This window comes from Alteromonas sp. PRIM-21, from assembly GCF_027563165.1.
GTDB lineage: Bacteria > Pseudomonadota > Gammaproteobacteria > Enterobacterales > Alteromonadaceae > Alteromonas > Alteromonas macleodii_A.
Genome location: NZ_JADOEK010000018.1, coordinates 36,588 through 59,199, shown reverse-complemented (window position 1 = coordinate 59,199; position 22,612 = coordinate 36,588). Strand labels below are relative to the sequence as shown.

Annotated in this window: 15 protein-coding genes; 5 read left to right on the top strand and 10 right to left on the bottom strand. The window is 45.1% G+C overall.

Annotated elements, in window-relative coordinates; all coding sequences use genetic code 11:
- Positions 1-160: 160 nt before the first annotated feature.
- The 5 genes from leuD to IW644_RS18570 all read right to left on the bottom strand — a co-directional run bounded on the left by leuD (position 161) and on the right by IW644_RS18570 (position 6,023).
- Entirely contained in the window at positions 161-766 is a 606-nt protein-coding gene (leuD, locus tag IW644_RS18590) for a 3-isopropylmalate dehydratase small subunit (protein ID WP_269918849.1), read from the bottom strand.
- Between the two features lie 3 nt (positions 767-769).
- The gene (gene leuC / locus IW644_RS18585; protein ID WP_269918848.1) at positions 770-2,170 is read right to left on the bottom strand and encodes a 3-isopropylmalate dehydratase large subunit; all 1,401 of its coding nucleotides are present in this window, start codon (positions 2,168-2,170) and stop codon (positions 770-772) included.
- Between the two features lie 9 nt (positions 2,171-2,179).
- A complete protein-coding gene (gene leuB / locus IW644_RS18580; RefSeq protein WP_118490115.1) occupies positions 2,180-3,277 on the bottom strand; it encodes a 3-isopropylmalate dehydrogenase in 1,098 nt (365 codons plus the stop codon).
- Positions 3,278-4,837 carry a 2-isopropylmalate synthase gene (leuA, locus tag IW644_RS18575; protein WP_269918847.1) on the bottom strand — a complete coding sequence of 520 codons (1,560 nt, stop codon included), beginning with the start codon at positions 4,835-4,837 and terminating at the stop codon, positions 3,278-3,280.
- A 433-nt stretch (positions 4,838-5,270) separates the two neighbouring features.
- A complete protein-coding gene (locus IW644_RS18570; protein WP_269918846.1) occupies positions 5,271-6,023 on the bottom strand; it encodes a hypothetical protein in 753 nt (250 codons plus the stop codon).
- 521 nt (positions 6,024-6,544) lie between these two features.
- On the opposite strand from IW644_RS18570, the gene IW644_RS18565 reads away from it, so the two are divergent.
- Entirely contained in the window at positions 6,545-9,502 is a 2,958-nt protein-coding gene (locus IW644_RS18565) for a TonB-dependent receptor (RefSeq protein ID WP_269918845.1), read from the top strand.
- A 192-nt stretch (positions 9,503-9,694) separates the two neighbouring features.
- Here the strand turns inward: IW644_RS18565 and eno are convergent, their stop codons facing one another.
- The 3 genes from eno to mutS all read right to left on the bottom strand — a co-directional run bounded on the left by eno (position 9,695) and on the right by mutS (position 15,447).
- Positions 9,695-10,987, bottom strand: coding sequence for a phosphopyruvate hydratase (eno, locus tag IW644_RS18560; RefSeq protein WP_269918844.1), 1,293 nt, complete (start codon positions 10,985-10,987; stop codon positions 9,695-9,697).
- A 59-nt stretch (positions 10,988-11,046) separates the two neighbouring features.
- Positions 11,047-12,678, bottom strand: a complete 1,632-nt coding sequence (locus IW644_RS18555; RefSeq protein ID WP_269918843.1) for a CTP synthase — start codon at positions 12,676-12,678, stop codon at positions 11,047-11,049.
- Between the two features lie 156 nt (positions 12,679-12,834).
- On the bottom strand, positions 12,835-15,447 hold the full coding sequence (mutS, locus tag IW644_RS18550; protein WP_269918852.1) for a DNA mismatch repair protein MutS: 2,613 nt from the start codon (positions 15,445-15,447) through the stop codon (positions 12,835-12,837).
- 144 nt (positions 15,448-15,591) lie between these two features.
- On the opposite strand from mutS, the gene IW644_RS18545 reads away from it, so the two are divergent.
- The 4 genes from IW644_RS18545 (at position 15,592) to IW644_RS18530 (ending at position 19,605) form a co-directional block, all read left to right on the top strand.
- Complete coding sequence (locus IW644_RS18545; RefSeq protein ID WP_269918842.1) at positions 15,592-16,131, top strand: CinA family protein; 540 nt, start codon at positions 15,592-15,594, stop codon at positions 16,129-16,131.
- Between the two features lie 120 nt (positions 16,132-16,251).
- Positions 16,252-17,298, top strand: coding sequence for a recombinase RecA (gene recA / locus IW644_RS18540; RefSeq protein WP_179982559.1), 1,047 nt, complete (start codon positions 16,252-16,254; stop codon positions 17,296-17,298).
- A 305-nt stretch (positions 17,299-17,603) separates the two neighbouring features.
- Positions 17,604-18,425, top strand: coding sequence for an ATP-binding cassette domain-containing protein (locus IW644_RS18535; protein WP_269918841.1), 822 nt, complete (start codon positions 17,604-17,606; stop codon positions 18,423-18,425).
- Positions 18,409-19,605 (top strand): ABC transporter permease, encoded by a 1,197-nt coding sequence (locus tag IW644_RS18530; RefSeq protein ID WP_269918840.1) that lies wholly within the window; start codon positions 18,409-18,411, stop codon positions 19,603-19,605. The genes IW644_RS18535 and IW644_RS18530 overlap by 17 nt, the downstream gene beginning before the upstream one ends.
- 51 nt (positions 19,606-19,656) lie before the next feature.
- Here the strand turns inward: IW644_RS18530 and IW644_RS18525 are convergent, their stop codons facing one another.
- Entirely contained in the window at positions 19,657-19,974 is a 318-nt protein-coding gene (locus IW644_RS18525; protein WP_025254245.1) for an EscU/YscU/HrcU family type III secretion system export apparatus switch protein, read from the bottom strand.
- 11 nt (positions 19,975-19,985) lie between these two features.
- Positions 19,986-22,547, bottom strand: coding sequence for a flagellar hook-length control protein FliK (locus IW644_RS18520; RefSeq protein WP_269918839.1), 2,562 nt, complete (start codon positions 22,545-22,547; stop codon positions 19,986-19,988).
- Positions 22,548-22,612: the final 65 nt, after the last annotated feature.

The window sequence follows — 22,612 nt, the reverse complement described above, 5'->3', positions numbered from 1 at the left end:
TGGTAGCGGAGTCAGTGGCAATATATAATGAAAAACGCCCGCATCTGGCCCTTAAATACAAAACGCCCGATGAGATACATCGGGCGTTCTAAACAAAATAAGTGTCAACTTATTCTAGGACTAGTCATCTAGACGTTTTATGTCACACGTTATTTGGCGGTTACAACCATGCTGGCTGCTTGTCTTCAAATGCTTCAATTGTACTCGCAAGCTCGAGTGTTTGACCGATGGCATCTAAACCCTTAATCAGGTTGTTCTTGTGATGCTCAGCAATATCGAAGCTGAAGCTTGTATCATTAAAACTCACGGTTTGCGCGGGAAGGTCGACAGTAATCTTGGTTGTTGGAGCTGCTTTAACGGCCGCAAATAACGCGTCCATTTGTTCGCTAGATAGCGCAACGGGAACTAGCTGATTGTTAATGCAGTTGCCGTAGAATATATCAGCAAAGCTTGTGGCAATCACAGTTTGAAAACCAAAATCGGCCAATGCCCATGGCGCGTGTTCACGACTAGAGCCGCAGCCAAAATTCTCTCGCGCTAACAAAATGCTCGCGCCTTTGTGCTCAGGCTTATTAAGCGCAAAAGCTGGGTTTGGCTCTTTCTCTTTTAAATCCAAATAGCGCCAGTCGTGAAACAAATGTTTGCCGTAGCCAGCACGCGTTACGCCAGTTAGAAACTGCTTTGGAATAATTTGGTCGGTATCGACATTGGCCTGATCAAGTGGCGCAGCAATGCCTGTGTGTTGTGTAAAACCTTGTTCAGACATAACTTACTCCTGATAATCTCTAACGTCAGCAAAGCGACCGGTAATTGCCGCAGCGGCAGCCATTGCTGGGCTTACTAAATGAGTACGTGCTCCACGGCCTTGACGGCCTTCAAAGTTACGGTTGCTGGTAGAAGCACATCTATCGCCAGCCACTAGCTTGTCATCATTCATACCAAGGCACATTGAGCAGCCCGGCAAGCGCCATTCAAAACCTGCATCAGTAAAGATTTTATCTAAGCCTTCGGCTTCAGCTTGGCGTTTAACATTACCTGAGCCTGGTACCACAATGGCAGTCACTGAGTCTGCTACTTTACCGCGCTTGGCAATTTGTGCCGCTGCACGCATATCTTCAATACGGCCATTAGTACATGAGCCAATAAATACGTGATTTACCGGGATATCAGCTAACTTTTCGCCTGGCTTCAAACCCATGTATTCAAGTGCTTTTACCGCGCTTTCTTTTTCAATCGGGTCGCTGAAATCTTCAGGGGCAGGTACAGGCGTGTTTACGCCAATAACCTGACCTGGGTTGGTACCCCAAGTAACCTGAGGAGCGATATCCGCCGCTTCAAGTTCAACCACAGTGTCAAAGGTAGCGTCTTCTTCGGTATAAAGTGTCTTCCAATAAGCGACTGCGTCTTCCCAGTCTTGGCCTTTCGGTGCGTACTCGCGACCCTCAAGGTAGGCGAATGTTGTTTCATCTGGTGCAACAAGGCCAGCTTTCGCGCCAGCTTCAATACTCATGTTACACACCGTCATGCGCTCTTCCATGCTTAAACCGCGGATAGCTTCACCCGCGTACTCAATAACATGACCAGTAGCGCCAGCGTGACCAATTTTGCCGATAATGGCAAGAATGATGTCTTTTGCCGTAATACCTACAGGAAGCTTACCATTTACATTGATAAGCATGCTCTTAGCGCGGCTTTGTTTTAACGTTTGTGTGGCCAGTACGTGCTCTACCTGAGAGGTACCAATACCAAAGGCCAGTGCACCGAATGCCCCATGGGTAGCCGTATGTGAATCACCGCATACTACCGTCATACCCGGCTGAATTAGCCCTAGTTCAGGCCCCATAACGTGTACAATACCTTGTTTTTGATGGCCCACTGGAAACAGCTGTATGCCGTGATCTTCGCAGTTCTTTGCCAAGGTTTGTAGCTGAAGCGCGTTAGCTGGACCGCATGCATCAATGGCCAGTGAACGGGTTGAGATACTGTGATCCATGGTGCCCACCGTGCGATCAGGGCGTCGCACTTTGCGGCCTTTTTCGTTAAGGCCAGCAAATGCCTGAGGTGACGTCACTTCGTGAATTAAGTGGCGGTCGATATAAATTAAACTGTCTTCACCGATTTGGTCGATAATGTGGGCTTGCCACACTTTGTCATATAAGGTCTTGGCCATGAGGTTGTTTTACTCCTGCGCCATTAATTGTTTAACGATTTCATCGCCTACTTGCGACGTGCTTGCCGCTTGGCTGCGCTTTTCTGCTGGTAGTAACTCGCCTGTAAGTACACCTGCTTCTAGTGTCGCTACGACTGCTTTTTCAATTGCGTCTGCGGCATCGCCCAAGTTCATGCTAAAACGAAGCATCATAGCGGCTGATAAAATCTGTGCGATAGGGTTAGCAATGCCTTGACCTGCAATATCAGGCGCTGAGCCGCCGGCTGGCTCATAAAGGCCAAAGCCTTCTTCATTCATGCTTGCCGATGGCAGCAAACCCATAGAGCCTGTCATCATTGCACATTCATCAGAAACGATATCGCCAAATAGGTTAGAACATAGCATGACATCAAACTGTGCTGGGTTCTTCATGATTTGCATAGTGGCATTATCGATGTAGATATGATCAAGCTCTACATCTGGGTAGTCTTTTGCTACTTCTTCAGCAATTTCACGCCATAGTCGGCTAGTAACCAGTACATTAGCTTTATCGACTGAGGTAACTTTACCACGACGCTTTTGTGCAGCTTCAAATGCCGCTATAGCAATACGGCGAATCTCACGTTTGCTATAGCGCATAGTGTCGTAGGCGAATTCTTCTTCGCCTTCACCTTCACGACCTTTTGGTTGACCAAAGTAGATTCCGCTAGTTAATTCGCGAACCACTAAAACATCTACGCCTGATTTTGCAATGTCTTCTCGAAGAGGAGATAAGCTTTCAAGGCCAGGGTAAATGCGAGCAGGGCGTAAGTTGCTGAACAGGTCAAAATGGCTGCGAAGAGTAAGCAATGCGGCACGCTCTGGGCGCTGCTCTAGCGGTAATGTGTCCCATTTAGGGCCACCGATACTGCCAAATAAAATTGCATCGGCTTGCTCGCAGCCCAGCAAGGTTTTAGAGGGCAGAGCTTCACCTTCAGTATCAATGGCGTAGCCACCTACAGGGTATGCAGTACGGTTTAAGCTAACGTTAAACTTCTTTTCAACAGCATCTAAAACCTTATTGGCTTCCTGCATAACTTCTGGGCCGATACCGTCTCCGGCTAATACGGCAATTGAATACTGGCTCATTTATACTCCTGCAACGCGTTCTTGTTGATTTTTCTGCTGATCAATTTGATCGGCTAAATAAGTGTTATTTAATACGAAGATCAAAGCTTTTACGCCGGCTTCTACAATGTCTGTAGCAAGCCCGATCCCGTGGAAACGGCGACCTTTATATGTGGCGATAACGCTCACTTGTGCCAAGGCATCGGCACCTTCACCTTTTGAATCTAGTTTAAAGTCGACAACTTCTACATCTTCGTGACCCAGTATAGACATAATAGCTTTATACGCCGCATCTACAGGTCCATTTCCAATACTGGATTGGGTAATTTCTTCATCGCCCACTTTCATTTTGACCGTAGCACTTGGGATGATTTCACGGCCTGAGTTTGCTTGAAGGTAAAGCAACTGGAAGTGTGCTTGGTCATGCTTTTGCTTATCGAAGAACAATAATGCCTCAAGGTCGTAGTCGTATACTTGACCTTTCTTATCCGCTAGTTTCAAAAAGGCGTCGTACACTGCCTCTAAATCGTAGTCTTCTGCCTTGTAACCCAATTCTGTTAAGCGGTGCTTAATTACATGGCGGCCAGAGCGAGAGGTTAGGTTTAGATTATTCTTATTAATGCCTACACTTTCCGGCGTCATAATTTCATAGGTATTTTGCGCTTTTAAGACACCATCTTGGTGAATACCTGATGAGTGACTAAACGCATTGGCACCTACAATGGCTTTGTTTGCCTGAACCGGCATATTACAAAGCTGGCTAACTAACTTAGAGGTGCGAGAAATTTCGGTAGAGTTGATATTGGTGTCAATGCCCAACATGCTCTTACGGGTTTGTAAGATCATGGCTATCTCTTCAAGCGATGCATTACCGGCACGTTCTCCAATACCGTTAATCGTGCATTCTACCTGTCTTGCACCTTGCTCAACGGCTGCCAATGAATTTGCAACAGCTAAACCCAAGTCGTTATGACAGTGAACAGAGATTGTGGCTTTGTCGATATTAGGTACACGGTTAAACAACTGATGGATGATACCGCCAAACTCTGTGGGGGTAGTGTAGCCCACTGTATCTGGGATATTAACGGTAGTTGCACCGGCATTAATCGCAGCTTCTACCATGCGGCATAGATAGTCGATGTGAGTACGGCCAGCGTCTTCACACGAAAATTCTACGTCATCTGTGTACTGACGAGCATGCTTAACCGCCTTCACCGCCATTTCAACAATTTCATCTTGTGACTTGCGAAGCTTAGCGCCAACGTGAATTTCGGAGGTAGCAATAAAGGTATGAATACGGAATTGTTCGGCAACGCTTAGCGCTTGACCACAGGCATCAATATCGCCAGGCAAAGCACGAGATAGGCCACAAACAACAGAGTTTTTAACCTCTTTTGCAATCATTTGTACAGAGCGGAAGTCACCAGGAGAAGACACGGGAAAACCCGCCTCAATAATATCTACGCCTAAGCGTTCGAGCGCCAGCGCGATCTGTAATTTCTCTTTGGCACTTAGGCTTGCAGGTAAGGCCTGCTCACCGTCTCGCAATGTGGTATCAAAGATCTTCACTTGATTTGTCATGACGCTCTCTCAGTTGAATAGTTAAAAAAAAACCCGTGCTGAGCACGGGTTTTTGTGAAATTAAATCGCTGGTCGCAATCTACCCGTGCAGTCTGGCTGCCATAAGGAGTAGAGATAGAAGAAGAAAACGAATACGCATTTGCTGTTGTTTCTTTGCTGACCAAGTTGATAGCGACAATGTACCCATGTGACGGGGAGAGGTCAACCATTGTTTACGATAATGAGTATATTTTTCGTATATAAAAGCTATCTTTTAATTATTTAGGATGCTCATCCTAATATCTGCTCTTTAGGCTTAAGGTGCCTCACACTTTACGCTATATTCAGTAAATCTTAATATCGCTTAAGCCAATTGTTAGGATGCATATACTAAAAAGCTTAAAAGGATGATGTTTGGATTAGTGAGATACCATGCAGTAAAAGTGAATATTTATTATTTGTTGCGTGTTGAAGTGAAACTTTTCCAATCGAGCCGAGTGGATAAGCGCATTTCACGTAACGAAAGAGAACGCGGGCTAGTTTTTGATTTATAGTTCCACATATGACCGCAGCAAGCACTACTCATTATAGCTTTAGTAGGTTTTAACAACGTAAGTGTGGTGCTTGATAGTTGGGACGAAGAAAATACGCTTTTTGATATTTCATCAGTAGGTTGAGTGTTTATAGTATCTTGTGTCGCACATTTTTTAGTTAATTGGCCTTCGCCTAAATCGAACCAACCATGCTTATTTAAGTGAATCTTATCTCTGGACTCCCGAAACATATCAATAGAGTCAAGTTCAATCGTAAGCCCTTCAATGCTTTGAACAAGTACAGGAACAACTAAACCGTAATCTGTGTTCTTTTTAAACCATTGCACACATTTTTCATTATCTTGCGTTAAACCAGGGCACTTACCCGGTTGCTTAGAAAACCAACTTCCGTTGTGCGTATCGACTTTCAGCGGAGGGGACAATTGAAGTTGTGTAACCATAAAGCGAGCTACGCTTCGAATATGATAGGGCAGACCGCCCATTCGACGTTTCAACATCGACGCGTTGTTTGTGTTCAAATGAGCAAGTGTCAATAATTCTCTCTCATAGAGCGCAGTACAAATTTCGGTGAACTGCGCATGGCTTCCCCCTAATTCACCCGATTCACTGAAAAAGCCTGTTTGAGATCGAGAAGAAGGTTTCTCTGATGTCATTACTTATCTGCACATGTGTTTGATTATTGTTTAACCGTATCAAGAAACGGCAATAAGCGCCACATGGCGATTTCAATAGGTATTGTCTCCAATGAGCTGAGCGAACGCCAAATTTAAGTTTCATCCTTTTTTTAAACGATGGATTGGCATACTACTTATTAATAACTAACCTGTATGACCAATTGTGTTGCAGAGCTTACCGCTTGTGTAAGTAATGTTAAAAACAACGAAAAATACATTTAGAATACATAAGTCATTGTATTGTAACGGGTATTTGGTGTTTTTCATGATGTTAAACCTTATGTAACCATCCTTTATAAATATTGGTAATGCCAAAAATATAAACAAAATTGACCATTTTTTAACATTTTGTGTTGACCAATGTAAAAACTTGTCTTACTTTTGTAACTGTCTTGTAAAGTAGGTGTAAGACAAGTTTGCAGGGCGGGTAAGTTGCAAATCAATTAAGTGGTAAGGAATGAGTGATTAGACATTCCTCAATCCTTAAGAGGAAAACACACATGGCACACAAATTATCAAAGATTACACTTGCGGTACTTTCGGCTACGACACTAAGCCTAACCGCATCAGTAAATGCACAAGAAACACAGCAAGAACAAAACGAAGATGTAGAAGTCATTGAAGTATCGGGTATCCGTGCGTCACTCGCGAGCGCAATGAATGAAAAACGTTTTAAAAATAACCTTGTTGAGGTTATCGAAGCAGAGGACATTGGTAAGTTACCGGACCAGAACTTAGCAGAAGTATTAGAGAACATTACCGGTATTCAGATTACTCGTGAAGCGGGTGTTGGTACAGGCGTACAAATTCGTGGTACCGATGCTAACCGTACAGAAATTAACGGTGTTTCAACAGTTGGTTCTGGTGCAGGTCGAAGCGGTATTGATTTTGAAGACGTTTCAGCCGCAATTATTGCTGGCTTGGAAGTGACTAAGTCGCCCGACGCTAAAACCATCGAAGGTTCAGTGGGTGGTACGATCAACCTAAAAACAATCCGACCCTTACAGCTTAATGAACAGCTTGCAGCATTTCGTGTACAAGGTGAGAACAGCAGCTTAACCACCGATAGCAACTTTCAACCTCGTATTTCAGGCACGTTTGGTGATAACTGGGATACCGACCACGGTACCATTGGTGTTGTTATAAGTGGTAGTTATGCTCAGCAAGACGTAACGGCATTTCGTCCTCGCGCAGATAGAGATAACTTAGTTGCTTCAGATAGTGGCGTAGCAAGTGCTCAGTCTTTTGATTTTCTACCTATCCAGTTCTTCGTTCAAGATTACGATAACTTCGAGTACGAAACTAAAAACCTAGTAGGTACTATTGAATGGGCTCCGAATGACAACACTAAGTTTTTCTTTGACGCCATTATTAACGATCAAGAACGTTTGCAAGAAAGTTCTCGTGTTCAAGCATCGGGTGTAAGTGCGCTAAATGACATTTCTGTTCCAGACGAGTTTGAAACTATCGATTTTGGTTCTTTAGGTGGTACAAACCTAGGCTCTATCCAGGCGGCACTACGTGGCGTTATACCTGTAAACCTGGAAAACGATGACGACGATCCGAACCTACGTCTATCAACAGATACAAATTCTCGTGTAACGAAGAGTGAAATTTTCCGTCTAGGTGGAGAATGGCAGGGCGAAAAGTGGAGCGTATTTGCAGAGGTAGCCTCTTCATCGTCTGATACTACTACGCCAAGCTTTAATACAACCCTTAACTTTATCAACCCGAATGCGCCGTTAGATGCTGGTGGCGGTAACGATAACTCTGTTCCTTTTGCCTATGACCTGACTGGTGGTGCATTGACCTTTGGCATTGCAGAAGGCGCTGAGTATGCACCAACGGTAGAGCAATTGCTGGACCCAAGCAATGTAGTGCTTCGCGACGTAAATATTGGTCGTGATGTGGTGGAAAATTCTGAAGATGCGTTCAGAGTCGATTTTACTTATTATGTTGACTCCCTTATCACATCGGTTGATTTTGGTTACCGCTACAACAAGTCTAGCAGTATGATGCAGGACATCAGCACGAGTGTAGGTTTGCGAACAATGGAAGATAGTCCGCGCGGTGATCTCTTCTCTAATTTGCTAGTGGCTGGCCCAGACAACTTCAACGAAGCTGATGGTAGAGAGTTATATGTAGAAGACTTTCTTATTATCGATCCTGAGCTAGTTTCTTCTGACCCAGACGGTGTATTAGCTACGTTGCAGGGTGCGCTTGAAGCACATGGCTCTTCACGATCATTGAGTCAACCAACGGCAAGTTCGTCAGGTTTCTTTGATATCGAAGAAGATACGCACGCACTTTATGCTCAAGCTAACTTCGAGTATGAAATGTTTAGAGGTAACTTCGGTTTTCGTTACGTTCAAACTGACTTAACTTCAACGGGTAACTCAGTAACGGAAGATGATGCCGGCAACGATGTTGTGTCTACAATTGTATCTGAATCTGATTATAACTACTTCCTACCACGTTTTAACTTAGTTGCTGACGTGGCGGATGATGTTGTACTAAGGTTTGGCGCGGGTAAAGATATTCGCCGTCCTAACTTTGATGACCTTTCTACATCGGTAACATTTAGTACTAGCCCTAACCCGAACGTAGCTATCGGTAATCCTAACTTGAAACCTGAAGAGGTTATTTCTTACGACATAGCCGCTGAATGGTATTTCGCTGAGGCGAGCGTGTTAAGCGTAGGCTTTTTCCACAAGACGCGTAAAGAGTTACACGTAGACCAAATCGTAAGTGCCTTTGAGGACCCTACAACAGGTTACCGCGACCTAACTGACCCATGTGAAGGTGGTGGTATCTTCAACCCTATCGCTGATATTAACGTGTTTGGCCCAGACTTAGGTACAGGTGTTTGTGTTGGTACAGAGACGAAAGTAAACGATTCTGCTGAAACAACACAGAAGGGTATCGAAATTGCTGTTCAATATGACCTTTCCAGCTTTGAACAAGAACTAGGCTGGGCATCAGGGTTCGGTGTGCTTGCTAACTACACAATACAAGAATTCTCTGGTGGTGAACTAGAAAATTCTGCGACAAGCCGTGCAGACGCCGTATTCGCTGCTACTACGGGTGTCGAAGATATCGACGTAACGGCAGTTCAAGGCCTTCTTAACCTTTCAGAGAACGCTTACAACATTACGCTTTACTACGAGAAGTTTGGTTTATCTGCTCGTATGCGCTACACATGGCGTGAAGCTTACCGTACCGATGACTTCGGTAGTACGTCTAGCTTCCCATGGGGCTTCCCTGCAGTACAAGCTGACCGTGGTCAGTTAAATGCAAGTGTGACTTACGATGTTAACGAAAACCTTAATATTGGTGTTGAGGCAGTAAACATTACTGAGTCTGAAGTAGAGCAGTACTGTGTTAACGAAGGCTCACTTCTGTGCTTCCAAGGTCTTACTGACCGAAGAATTACTGTAGGTGCAAACTATCGCTTTTAATTTGTAAAACAACTGCCGTGGCACGCGGCAGTATATACACCCTGGATCACAAAGTGTGGTTGTGATGTGTGCATTAGCCCTAACGCCAGTTAGGGCTTTTTTTGTTTGCCAGCTTCGCTGGGCAAAAAAAAGGCACCGCGTATTACGCTGGTGCCTTTCAACAAAACTAGTTAAACCATATTTGGCTTAAGCTTATTGACCTTTGATTTCGCTACGGCCTTTGTAAGTAGCTGCGTCACCTAGCGCTTCCTCAATGCGAAGCAATTGGTTGTACTTAGCAACACGGTCAGAACGACATAGTGAACCAGTCTTGATTTGGCCCGCCGCTGTACCTACTGCTAGGTCAGCAATTGTCGCATCTTCAGTTTCGCCAGAACGGTGAGAGATAACCGCTGTAAAGCCAGCGTCTTTCGCCATTTTAATTGCGTTAAGAGTTTCAGTTAGTGAACCAATTTGGTTGAACTTGATAAGGATTGAGTTACCAATACCGTTATCGATACCGCGCTTTAGAATCTTAGTGTTAGTTACAAACAAGTCGTCACCAACTAGCTGTACTTTGTCACCAATCTTCTTAGTTAGGCTTGCCCAGCCGTCCCAGTCGCTTTCGTCTAGGCCGTCTTCAATTGATACAATTGGGTACTGTGAAGAAAGGTCTGCAAGGTAGTCGCCAAACGCTTCTGAATCGAAGCTCTTGTCTTCGCCAGAAAGTACGTATTTGCCTTCTTTGTAGAATTCAGACGCCGCACAGTCTAGCGCTAGCGTGATGTCTTCATTCATTTTGTAGCCAGCGTTTTCAACGGCTTCAACGATAACCGCTAGTGCTTCCGCGTTTGAGCTAAGGTTAGGTGCAAAACCACCTTCGTCGCCAACTGCCGTGTTAAGGCCTTTAGCAGAAAGTACTTTCTTAAGCGCGTGGAAGATTTCAGCACCCATACGTAGTGCTTCTTTGAAGCTCTTCGCGCCAACTGGCTGTACCATGAACTCTTGAATGTCTACGTTGTTGTCAGCGTGCTCACCACCGTTGATGATGTTCATCATAGGTACAGGCATCGAGTATTGACCAGCAGTACCGTTTAGGTCAGCAATGTGCTCGTAAAGCGCTACGCCTTTTTCCGCCGCTGCCGCTTTAGCTACAGCAAGAGAAACAGCAAGGATCGCGTTTGCGCCAAGGGTCTCTTTGTTTTCTGTGCCATCAAGGTCAATCATGATGCCGTCGATATCAGCTTGTGCTAGTGCATCTTTGCCGATAAGTGCTGGCGCGATGGTATCGTTAACTGCTGCAACTGCCTTTGTTACACCTTTACCTAGGTAACGAGACTTGTCGCCGTCGCGTAGTTCTAGTGCTTCGCGGCTACCAGTAGAGGCACCAGATGGTGCTGCAGCTCGGCCCATTACGCCCGATTCTAAATATACGTCTGCTTCTACAGTAGGGTTACCGCGTGAATCTAAGATTTCGCGTCCGATAATGCGACTAATTTTCGCCATGTTTTTTCCTCAACAATTGAATGGGGCGCAACGGGAGAGAGCACCCCTTTTATTAGAAATTAGTGATTTTCTTTCTGGTATTTTCCTGCCGCAGCAACGAAACCAGTAAATAGTGGGTGTCCATCCCGAGGAGTTGATGTGAACTCAGGGTGGAATTGGCCCGCAATGAACCATGGATGATCAGGGATTTCCACCACTTCTACAAGTCGCTTGTCAGTGGACAAACCACTTACCTTTAATCCTGCCGCTTCAATTTGGTCGCGTAGGTTGTTATTTACCTCGTAACGGTGACGGTGACGCTCGTAAATCTCAGCCTCGCCATACATCTCATGAACTTTTGTGCCTTCAATAAGGTGGCAAAGCTGGCTGCCTAGGCGCATAGTGCCGCCCAAGTCAGACGTTTCTGTACGTACTTCAGTGGTACCCGCAGCGTCTAACCACTCGGTAATAAGACCTACAACAGGATAAGGTGTGTCTGGATTAAATTCAGTACTGTTCGCGTTTTCCATACCTGCCACATTACGTGCATATTCGATAAGCGCGACTTGCATACCTAAACAAATGCCTAAGTAAGGCACCTTGTTCTCTCGAGCATAACGGGCTGCCGCGATTTTACCTTCAATACCGCGTTCACCAAAGCCGCCAGGTACTAAGATAGCGTCTAATTGCTCTAGAATTTGTGTGCCTTTGCTTTCCACATCTTGTGAGTCGATGTGATGAATGTTCACGGTAAGGCGATTTTTAAGACCGGCGTGCTTAAGCGCTTCATTAACTGACTTATAGGCATCAGGCAATTCTACGTATTTGCCAATCATACCGATGTTTACTTCAGCTGTAGGGTTAGACTCAGCGTAAAGCACTTGTTCCCACTCAGATAGGTCTGCTTCGTTGCACTCTAAACCAAAGCGGTCTACAACCAGCTGGTCCATACCTTGCGCTTTAAGTGCAGCAGGAATACGGTAAATGCTGTCTACGTCTTTAAGTGAAATAACCGCTTTATCAGCAACGTTGGTGAACAGCGCGATTTTAGAACGTTCGCTGGCTGGTAATGAACCCACTGAACGGCACACAAGAATGTCTGGCTGAATACCAATAGAGCGCAGTTCTTTTACCGAGTGCTGTGTAGGCTTAGTTTTTACTTCACCTGACGCTGGCATATAAGGTACTAGCGTTAAGTGCATGAACATAGCGCGTTCACGGCCTACTTCGGTACCAAGCTGGCGAATTGCTTCTAAGAAAGGTTGTGACTCGATGTCACCTACGGTTCCGCCCACTTCAACAATAGCTACATCATGACCTTCAGCACCTTCAATTACACGACGCTTAATTTCATTGGTGATATGAGGGATAACCTGAATAGTTGCACCAAGGTAATCACCGCGACGTTCGCGCTTAAGTACTTCTTCATACACGCGACCGGTAGTAAAGTTGTTGCGCTTTGTCATGCGGGTGCGAATAAAACGCTCGTAGTGACCAAGATCGAGGTCGGTCTCAGCGCCGTCATCAGTAACAAATACTTCACCATGCTGGATAGGGCTCATAGTGCCCGGGTCGACATTGATGTAAGGGTCGAGTTTTAACATGGTTACGGTGAGACCGCGAGCTTCCAGAATTGCGGCCAGCGATGCTGCAGCAATACCTTTACCTAGCGATGAAACTACACCACCTGTGACGAAAATATAATTTGTCATGCGAAACCTAGAACGTTTGGGTTGTATGGTAAATATAGGCTGAGTTTAGAACAAAACCAGCTACACTTTGGACGGGGCGATAGTATACGCAAAATCATGTGGGCAGACAATCAATTTGCCCACATGATGCGCAATTTATACGCGCTTAAGCTTGGTTTAAGACTGGCTTAGACGCTTAAGTGTGTAAATAAGGTCTAGCGCTTGGCGCGGTGATAGCTCATCGGGCGATAAGTTTTCAAGTGTCTCTACCACGGGGTGTGGTTTATCTGGAAATAGCATTTCCGCTTGGCCTTTTGAGTTTGTCTTGGCTTTGCCTGAGGCGCTTGTTTTATTTAGGTCTTTACGAGTACGCTGTGACTCAGTTGATTTACCAGCAGCTTCCGCCTCGTCACTGGTCATGAGGTGTGACGACTCTAATACGGCAAGCTTTTGTTGGGCCGCTTTTATTACCGCTTTAGGTACACCTGCAAGTTGCGCAACCTGTAAACCGAAGCTTTTACTCGCCGCGCCTTCTGATACGGTATGCATGAAGCGTATGGTATCTTCAAACTCCATCGCGTCTAAGTGCACGTTTACCACGCCACTTTGTGTTTCAGGAAGCTCAGTAAGTTCGAAATAATGGGTAGCAAAAAGGGTATAAGCATTAAGCTGCTTTGCTAAGTAACTTGCACAGGCCCAAGCCAGTGATAAACCATCATAGGTACTGGTGCCGCGTCCTATTTCATCCATTAATACTAACGAGTTTTCTGTCGCGTTGTTTAGTATGTTCGCCGTTTCTGTCATCTCGACCATAAAGGTTGAACGACCTGAGGCTAAATCATCAGATGCTCCAATACGCGTAAATATCCGGTCAAGCTTTCCTATATGGGCATTTTCAGCAGGTACAAAGCTACCAATACAGGCTAGTAACGCAATCAGCGCGGTTTGTCGCATGTAAGTTGATTTACCGCCCATGTTAGGACCGGTAATGATTAACATGCGGCGTTCGGTATCTAGCTGAAGTGGGTTAGCAATGAAAGGGTCTTTCATCACGTTTTCAACCACAGGATGGCGACCAGCGTCATAGGTAAGTACGCATTCTTGGCTTAGGTTTGGGCGATACCAATCAAGTGACACGGCACGTTCAGCAAAACAGCACAGTACATCAAGCTTAGCAAGCGCAGAAGCCGTTTCAATTAACCTGTTTAGGTATGGTGCAAAATTGTCGAACAGTGCTTCATAAAGTTGCTTTTCAAGGGCAAGTGCAGCGCCTTGGCTACTTAATACTTTATCTTCGTGCTCTTTAAGTTCTGGCGTTATGTAGCGCTCAGTGTTTTTAAGGGTTTGTCTGCGAATATATTCAGCAGGCGCTAACGCACTGTTTGCACGGCTAATCTCAATAAAGAAACCGTGGACCTTATTATAGCCCACTTTCAACGTGGAAATGCCGGTGCGCTCGCGCTCTCGTTGCTCCATAGCATCTAGGTAGTCAGTAGCGCCTTGTGATAGCTTGCGCAGTTCGTCAAGCTCTGCGTTGTAGCCCTCGGCAATGACGCCGCCATCCCGTATTACTACTGGCGGATTATCAATAATGGCATCGTTTAATAAGGCTTGAAGCTCTGGGTAAGTGCCAATGGTTTCGCTGATACTTCTGACTTGCCCTGTATCGAACCTAGCTAAGGCATCTTGTAAATCAGGCAGTGCATTAAATGCATTTTTTAGGCGAGCAAAGTCACGAGGGCGCGCAGAGCGAAGGGCTAAGCGAGCCATAATACGTTCTATATCACCGATGTGTTTTAGCGCTAGTCGAATATCCTCAGGGTCGTCGTTAATGAAAGTTTCAACAGCATCTAAGCGGCTGTGAAGTTCATGCTGGTCTGTTAAAGGCGAATGAATAACGCGCTGTAGCATACGACTACCCATGGCGGTGGTTGTGGTATCCATCACGCTGAATAGTGTATTTTCCTGCCCACCCGATAAATTGTGAGTAAGCTCTAAATTTCTACGCGTGGCAGCATCAAGCTGTACACGGCTGTCTTGCTGCTCGGTTTGAATGCGTCGAATATGCGGCAACGCCGTGCGCTGAGTATCTTTTACATACTGCAAAACACAGCCGGCTGCGCCTAGACCTTTTGTTATACCTTTTACACCAAAGCCGTCTAACGTTTTGGTTTCAAACTGAGCATTTAGTTGTTCGGTGGCGGTATCGATGTCAAATTCCCATTCAGGGCGGCGTCTAAGCCCTTTACGATTTTCAACCAATGCCAAACTTTCAAACCCTTCAGGGTAAAGAAGTTCTGCTGGGTTAATGCGCTGAATCTCCGCCAATAGGCCTTCATCACTATCGCTTTCAAAGATAACGAACCTGCCACTGGTGACATCTAATGTCGCCAAACCATAATGCATACTATGACCGCACACTGCCGCAAGAATATTGTCGCGACGTTCTTCTAGTAGCGCTTCATCGGTCACTGTACCGGGAGTAACAATGCGCTGCACTGCGCGTTCAACAGGGCCTTTACTGGTGGCAGGGTCGCCAACCTGTTCACAAATGGCAACCGACTCGCCCATCTTGACTAAGCGCGAGAGGTAGCTCTCCACCGCATGATAGGGCACACCCGCCATAGGGATAGGCTCGCCGCCAGATTTCCCTCTTGCTGTTAGCGATATATCCAGTAATTCCGCAGCTTTTTTGGCATCGTCGTAAAACAACTCATAAAAGTCGCCCATGCGATAAAACAGTAAAATATTCGGATGCTGCGCCTTAATAGTCAGGTACTGGCGCATCATAGGAGTATGTGATTCCAAAAAAATGCCTCTGCGAATTTGTTGCTGGGTTTAATGCCTGTTGAGGGGAATAAATGATAAACTCACGCTCACTAAGATCAAGCGAAGATCTGATAAAGCACAACAGGTGTAACTAGGTATATCCAAATGAGCACAACATTTTCAACTGATTCGACGGCAAACGCCAGCCCTTTAAAGCTTGATAGCGCATTATCTGCGCAAGTTCAGGCACTAGGAGATGCACTTAGAGAAAAAGGTTGGAGTGTATCTAGTGCAGAATCCTGTACAGGTGGGGGGATTGCTTTTGCTTTCACCAGCGTGTCGGGAAGCTCTGACTGGTTTAATCAATCTTGGGTGACCTACTCAAATGATGCGAAGCAGAACATATTAGGCGTTACCGAGCAGACGCTTAAAGATCATGGTGCAGTGTCGAAGCAAACGGTAAAAGAAATGGCAGAAGGCGTGCGACGCAATAGCGGTGCGCAGTTAGTTGTGACCGTAAGCGGCATCGCTGGGCCTGGCGGTGGCAGCGAAGAAAAGCCAGTAGGCACGGTGTGGTTTGGCTTTTTATGTGATCAGAAAGAAGAACAAGTTAAAAAAGTGTTTAGTGGTGATAGAAACGAAGTGCGAGAGCATGCTATTACCTTTGCTATAACGCACTTGGTTAAAATGTTGAGCGAAATTTAAAAACACTGGTTGAAACTGTATGCTTGTACAGTATAGAATGTGTTCATTATTTGGTAATTTCATACAATACATGGAAAGCACCAAGAAAGAATTTAACCGCAAATCCTAGAGGATACATACGTGGACGATAACAAATCAAAAGCTTTAACCGCCGCAGTTGGCCAAATTGAAAAGCAGTTTGGTAAAGGCGCTATTATGCGCTTAGGCGACAACCAAGCCATGGATATTGAAGCGATTTCTACTGGCTCACTAACCATTGATATCGCTCTAGGTATAGGTGGCTTACCTTGTGGACGTGTAGTAGAAATTTACGGTCCTGAATCATCAGGTAAAACCACGCTAACACTTCAAGTTATTGCTGAAGCGCAGAAGAAGGGTAAAACCTGTGCGTTCGTAGATGCTGAGCACGCTCTAGACCCAGTTTACGCTGAAAAGCTTGGCGTAAACATCGATGAACTATTGGTATCTCAGCCTGATACTGGTGAGCAAGCGCTAGAAATTTGCGACATGCTAGTACGTTCAGGTGCAGTAGACGTTGTTATCGTTGACTCGGTAGCAGCGCTTACACCTAAAGCGGAAATTGAAGGTGACATGGGTGATTCTCACGTTGGTCTTCAGGCCCGTCTAATGTCACAAGCGTTGCGTAAGCTTACGGCTAACATTAAACGCTCTAATACGCTATGTATCTTCATCAACCAAATTCGTATGAAGATTGGTGTAATGTTTGGTAACCCAGAAACCACTACTGGTGGTAACGCGCTTAAGTTTTACTCTTCTGTTCGTTTAGACATCCGCCGTATCGGTGCAGTTAAAGAAGGCGACGAGGTAGTAGGTAACGAAACCCGCGTGAAAGTAGTGAAGAACAAAGTCGCGCCTCCGTTTAAGCAAGCCGAGTTTATGATCCGCTACGGTGAAGGTATTAGTAAAGAGGCGGAGCTTATCGACCTTGGTGTTAAGCAGAAGCTTGTTGATAAAGCCGGCGCTTGGTACAGCTACAAAGGCGATCGCATTGGTCAAGGTAAAGCGAACGTAATGAAGTATCTTAAGGAACACCCTGAAACCGCTAATGAGATCGAAACCAAGATCCGTCAAGAGTTATTGCTCTCTAAAACCATGCAGGCTGAAGAAGCCTTGCCACAGGGCGAAGACGACGTACTTCCTGAATAAGATAGGTTTTACAAGTATCTTAAAAACCCACCGAAAGGTGGGTTTTTTTATGCCTTTGCTACGCAGGGTATATTAAGAAATATTTACTAACACTTAATATCCGGTTGAAACTTGTACAAAAAATAAAAACAGGGAATGCTGTAATAAAGTACGATAAGCGAAGACTACAAAGAAAGGTTGGATTATGGTGTATTTCCAAGGTTCAACTTTTCAGAATATAAATAAGGAAAATTTGCGGTTACAGCAAATAATGCCTTGAACAACGATTAATATTGAGAACAGCTTACATCAAGAGGGAAAAGGGAATGATTGAAATATCAGGTCTCGCTAAACGCTTTACGGTGGAAAACCCGAAAAAGCTTAGCGAACAAGAGAAGAAGGACCCGCGTTTAAAAGGGCGTTATTTTCAGTCAGTAAGGGATGTGTCTTTTACTTGCGAAAAAGGTCAGGTTCTGGGACTGCTAGGGCCTAACGGCGCAGGTAAAACCACTACATTGCGTATGCTTTCAACAGCGCTTAAACCTGACAGCGGTAAAGTGCTCATAGGTGGCGAAGACGTACTTTCTAACCCAAACATTGCGCGAAAAAAGATTGGTTTTCTTTCCAGTTCAACGGGTCTATACGGCCGTTTAAGTGGGCGTGAAAATATTAGCTACTTCGGTGAGCTACACGGCATTTCAAAAAATGTGATTAATGCACGTATTGAAGAGTTAGCTGACTTGCTCGATATGCAAACCTTCCTTGATAGAAGAGCGGAGAATTTTTCATCAGGCATGAAACAAAAAGTGTCGATTGCCCGTGCGGTTATTCACGAGCCAGAGTTGGTGGTTCTCGATGAGCCTACAACTGGCCTTGATATTATGGCGACTAGTACCGTAATGGAATTTATCCAACGTCTTAAGGATAAAGGTACACCGGTAATTTTCTCTACCCACCACCTCGACGAAGTACAAGCTCTTTGTGACAAAGTAACAGTCATTAATCAAGGAGAAACAGTATTTAACGATTCGCTTGCCGCCTTTAGTGCACTTTCTGGTAATGGTGCAGAGGCTGGGCAAATGCATAAGAGCTTCCTAAAAACACTTTCAATGGATTCTGAGGAGATGAGCAATGTGGTTAATCTTTAAAAAGGAGTTCAAAGAGCTATTACGGGATAAGAAAACCATCATATTTATGATTGGTTTACCACTTTTATTATTCCCTGCCATCTTTGGTGTCGCATTCTTTTTTATGAGTTCAGCGGCGGACAAAGCAGAGAACGCGGTATTGAAATACGCGATTGTTGGCGAAGCCTATGCACCGCAAATTGTGCAGTCTTTTAACGATGCCTCTGATAAATTTGAGCCAGTTTCGATTGGCGATGAGACCGACTATGCCAAACTCATTAAAAACGAAACGTTGGACTTTGTGTTGGTTATACCAGAGAGTTTCGATAGTGATGTATTAAGTTCAGGGCAACATAAGATTCAGCTTTATTTAAACGATGCAGGCCTTAACAAAGTTATGGGGCGTGTTTCCGATATTATTGATGAATATACAGACGCGTTTCAGCAAAGCGCGTTTGCACAGCTAAACCTTGATGAAACTCAGCAAGAGGCTTTACTAAAGCCAATCAAAATAGAAAAGCAAAATGTGGCGGATGATCGCGAAGTGTGGGGTGAACGTTTAGGCGGTATGCTGCCTTACTTTATATTCATCTTGTGCCTACAAGGTGCAATGGCGCCAGCCTCAGACTTGGGCGCAGGTGAAAAAGAACGTGGTACTTTAGAAACCCTGCTTATATCGCCAATGGATCGTCACAAATTGGTATTGGGTAAGTTCTTTACGGTAGCCACCGCAGGCATTGTTACTGCGCTAATAACGGTGTCTTCCATGGCCATATGGGGGCTAGTGTTATCCCAAGGCATGGCTGTTGAATTCGTCGTTGAGATCATGTCAATGATAGGTCTTGTAGATTTCCTACTGATTTTCTTGATGTTAGTGCCAGTGGTCGCAGTATTTGCGGCGGTATTGTTATCGCTTTCTATTTATGCCCGCTCTTTTAAAGAAGCGCAAAGCTATATGGGGTCACTAATTATGGTGGTTATCTTCCCCGTAATCATTGCGATGATGCCGGGAGTAGAGCTTAAAGGTGGCTGGGTTTGGGTACCACTAACTAACGTTGCCCTTGCTATGAAAGAATTGTTCAAAGGCACCATGGACTACTTTGCGCTATTTGGCATATTTACGTCTACAGCAGTCATTGCAGCAGGTCTTATTTTCTTTTGTATCCATTGGTTCAACAAAGAAAAAGTGCTGTTCAGATAGTCTGGAAAGTATTGAATGAATCGCAAAGGAGCTCGCTTAAAGCGGGCTCTTTCACACTTCAAAATCCACTCGTTTGATAATACCTTCCCACCCAGGGGGGATTTTCCCCTGCAAAACATACGAGTAAGCAAGAAGTTCAGCGATGACGTAATAAAGTGACTCGGGTATGTCTTGCCCTACATCTAATGTGGTGAGAACTTCACTTAGATACGGGTCTTCATGAATAAGTATCCCCGTTTCTTCAGCCATGGCGATTATTGCCTCAGCTAAGTCTCCATATCCCTTAGATACTACCTTCGGCGCATTTTTCTTGTCGCCGCCATCGTATTTTAGGCCAATAGCGCGTTTTGTCTTTTGAGAATCAGTCATACTCCTTCCACCTAAACCCTAGTTTCAAATATTTGATGAGGGCGTGTGTTTAACGTTTCAGGGATATGTCCTCGCTGGTAACTTGTGTTTTCAACCACGAGTCCGAGAGAGGAAAGGCGTTTATGCAGGTAGGGTAGTGTGTCGCCAATACGCCTGAGCACTTCATCGTTCGATGCATATAAGTCTAAGTTAATCGTGTCTTTATCAATCTTTGACTTCGCCAATACTTGCCCGCTATCTCCAATGTCTAGTTTCATCGTGATATTCCAAAGCGAGCGCTGGCCTATTTGTGCGTGTTTATGTTTCTGCCCGCTTTGGTCTCGACTTATCAAGAGCTCGGGCGGACTGTGATGTTGTGAAAGCGACGGTAAAACGTAATAGAAACTATCTTGTCCTTGAATACGGGAATCGACATTCGCTACTTTGCTTTGCTGATGACTGCTTAGCAAGGTTTTGAGTTGAGAAAGCAACTGCTGGCGCCCGTCTAACTGGTTCATGTCTTGGCTAACACGACTTGGCTGCGTGGTCACTCCCATATTCGATAGCGTCTTTGAAACGATAGAATCGGGTGCATCTATTTGGGTTTTTAAACTAGGCTGTCTTTGCATGGCTCGGCCTGCTAGCGCCAACTGAACTAACGCAACCATGCCTTGAACGAAGCTTGATGAACTTACAGGCGAAGTTAAATTAATCGGAGTAGTCACCAAGGCTTGTGTTGAGATAAGCTGCTGCAAGCGTTGAGATAATCCTTGGTCGTTCATGTCTAGTGCGAGCTTTTTAGGCCCGCTATTAACGTCGTTGGCAGTATTTACGCTCTCTCCCACGAAGCTTTCGCTTGCTTTTACGCTAGCAAGAGGCTTATCGGTGTCTGAAATAATAGGGGGGGCTTCTGCCCCCTTACTTTGTATAGCTGCCAACTGTTGAGCAATACTACTCAGTAAACTATTTGATAACCCTTTTGCTTGTGTGCTTAAAGACTGAGCTAGGGAGGCAAGTGATACCTGTGTTACAGAGGGTGATTTACTTCCACTATCCTTTCCTTGTATTCCCCCCGTTTCTTCAAACCCATTGGTCTTCGACTGCTTTAACGCATTTGCCGCCAACGTTAATTGCTCAATAGTAGGCTTGGGAGGCCCGATAAAGTCCCCATTAACCGCTCTGGCTTGAGAAGGTTTGGCGTTAAGCGCATCAAGGCCTTTTAGCTGCTGTAATATCTTATTAATATGCTGCACTTCAGGCGCTTTGGTCGAACCGGCATCTTGCGATAATTTTCCATTTTCAACAATAGTGAGAAGCTGGCTTAACGCTTGGTTTGTATTGCCCGTCTGGCTTAGTAAGACTCGAGAAAGGGCGGTGATCGCCCTGTGCACATCCGAGCCTTTAAGTGATGTGGGGGCTTCTTTATCAAAGTGCGCAACAGTAGATGGGATACTTCCAGCACCCTTATCTAAAACGGTATCGATCCCTTTTGCGGTTACTTTTGGAAGTTGTGATAAATCGAGTTTGTTTACCTGTTCTGCCTTTAAAGAAGGAATGGCTAAGGAAGATGAGCTGCTCTGAGGCAAGTTTATTTGTACCACTGGACTTTGTTGCACTGTACGTATTGAAAGCTTGCTATCAGTCAAGGTTAGTGCAGATACAGCTTTTAATACGTCGGGTTTGGTGCCTGAACTTTTTATAACAGCAGTAAGACTTGGAGGGTTATTGGAATTGTGCTCAATAGCGATGCCACCTTGTCTAATCGAACTTGCAATAACCTGCTGTTGTAAATTAGCACTTATATTTTTGTGTGTAATGGTGGCGAGATTACCGGCGTTAACTCTTGGATCATTGCCTGCTTTTGAGATCTCCTGAGAAATCTGAAGTGTGATATGGCCATTACTTTCCCTACTTAGCCTTAAGACAACTTGCTGTCCAAGCAGCTTTTGAAGTGCGGTTTTAGCAGCATTATCGAGCTTTTCAGTGCTTATGTCGTTAAGCGGCAGGACGTCGCTTTTGGAGTTGTTAATCTGAAGCTGCCCGAAGCTCTCGCTTTTTGTTGAAATAGCGAGTTCACCTTTAAGGGTTACGGCAGCATTATTTGCAGCGAGCGCCTTTGCCACGGCTTTGAACAAATCCGCTTTATCAGAGGGCGTTAATACGGCGTTTTGTTGCGAGGAACGTGTAAAAAGCAATACCGCACGCTGAGCACCGGATTGGTCAGATAGAGTACTTTGAGGCACAAGAGCAAGCTGAGCATTGTTAATTGCTTGCTTTGGCAGTTTTGCATCTGCCTCGGCGGGTAAAACAATACCTAGTGTTTGTGAAGCTGAAGCAGCGCTACTTGATGGACTATTATTTACCGGGGCGCTTATCGCTAATACGCGTTCGGGCAAGCGTTCAACGATTACTTTTGCCGCATTATCTAACGCGGCTGCCTGAGACAATGTGGCATTAGTAATAGCGGGAGACGTACTTCCTTTTTGCCCCTGAGCCGCAGCGTTTACACTTCCTGTTTGTGATAAGGGTGCTGAAGCCGAGCCAGAAGATGGATTCGAAGCGGCTGCCAATAGTGATGATAATGGTGTTGTCATGATTGTAATATCGGCACGGTGGCGCTTTTCCTTACTAATTAAAGTATAGCAAAGCTATTTAGGGC

What these genes read in the sequence shown, in the direction of transcription:
- leuD (WP_269918849.1), bottom strand. Translation starts at nt 766, where the DNA reads ATGTCTGAACAAGGTTTTACACAACACACAGGCATTGCTGCGCCACTT.
- leuC (WP_269918848.1), bottom strand. Translation starts at nt 2,170, where the DNA reads ATGGCCAAGACCTTATATGACAAAGTGTGGCAAGCCCACATTATCGAC.
- leuB (WP_118490115.1), bottom strand. Translation starts at nt 3,277, where the DNA reads ATGAGCCAGTATTCAATTGCCGTATTAGCCGGAGACGGTATCGGCCCA.
- leuA (WP_269918847.1), bottom strand. Translation starts at nt 4,837, where the DNA reads ATGACAAATCAAGTGAAGATCTTTGATACCACATTGCGAGACGGTGAG.
- IW644_RS18570 (WP_269918846.1), bottom strand. Translation starts at nt 6,023, where the DNA reads ATGACATCAGAGAAACCTTCTTCTCGATCTCAAACAGGCTTTTTCAGT.
- IW644_RS18565 (WP_269918845.1), top strand. Translation starts at nt 6,545, where the DNA reads ATGGCACACAAATTATCAAAGATTACACTTGCGGTACTTTCGGCTACG.
- eno (WP_269918844.1), bottom strand. Translation starts at nt 10,987, where the DNA reads ATGGCGAAAATTAGTCGCATTATCGGACGCGAAATCTTAGATTCACGC.
- IW644_RS18555 (WP_269918843.1), bottom strand. Translation starts at nt 12,678, where the DNA reads ATGACAAATTATATTTTCGTCACAGGTGGTGTAGTTTCATCGCTAGGT.
- mutS (WP_269918852.1), bottom strand. Translation starts at nt 15,447, where the DNA reads ATGATGCGCCAGTACCTGACTATTAAGGCGCAGCATCCGAATATTTTA.
- IW644_RS18545 (WP_269918842.1), top strand. Translation starts at nt 15,592, where the DNA reads ATGAGCACAACATTTTCAACTGATTCGACGGCAAACGCCAGCCCTTTA.
- IW644_RS18535 (WP_269918841.1), top strand. Translation starts at nt 17,604, where the DNA reads ATGATTGAAATATCAGGTCTCGCTAAACGCTTTACGGTGGAAAACCCG.
- IW644_RS18530 (WP_269918840.1), top strand. Translation starts at nt 18,409, where the DNA reads ATGTGGTTAATCTTTAAAAAGGAGTTCAAAGAGCTATTACGGGATAAG.
- IW644_RS18525 (WP_025254245.1), bottom strand. Translation starts at nt 19,974, where the DNA reads ATGACTGATTCTCAAAAGACAAAACGCGCTATTGGCCTAAAATACGAT.
- IW644_RS18520 (WP_269918839.1), bottom strand. Translation starts at nt 22,547, where the DNA reads ATGACAACACCATTATCATCACTATTGGCAGCCGCTTCGAATCCATCT.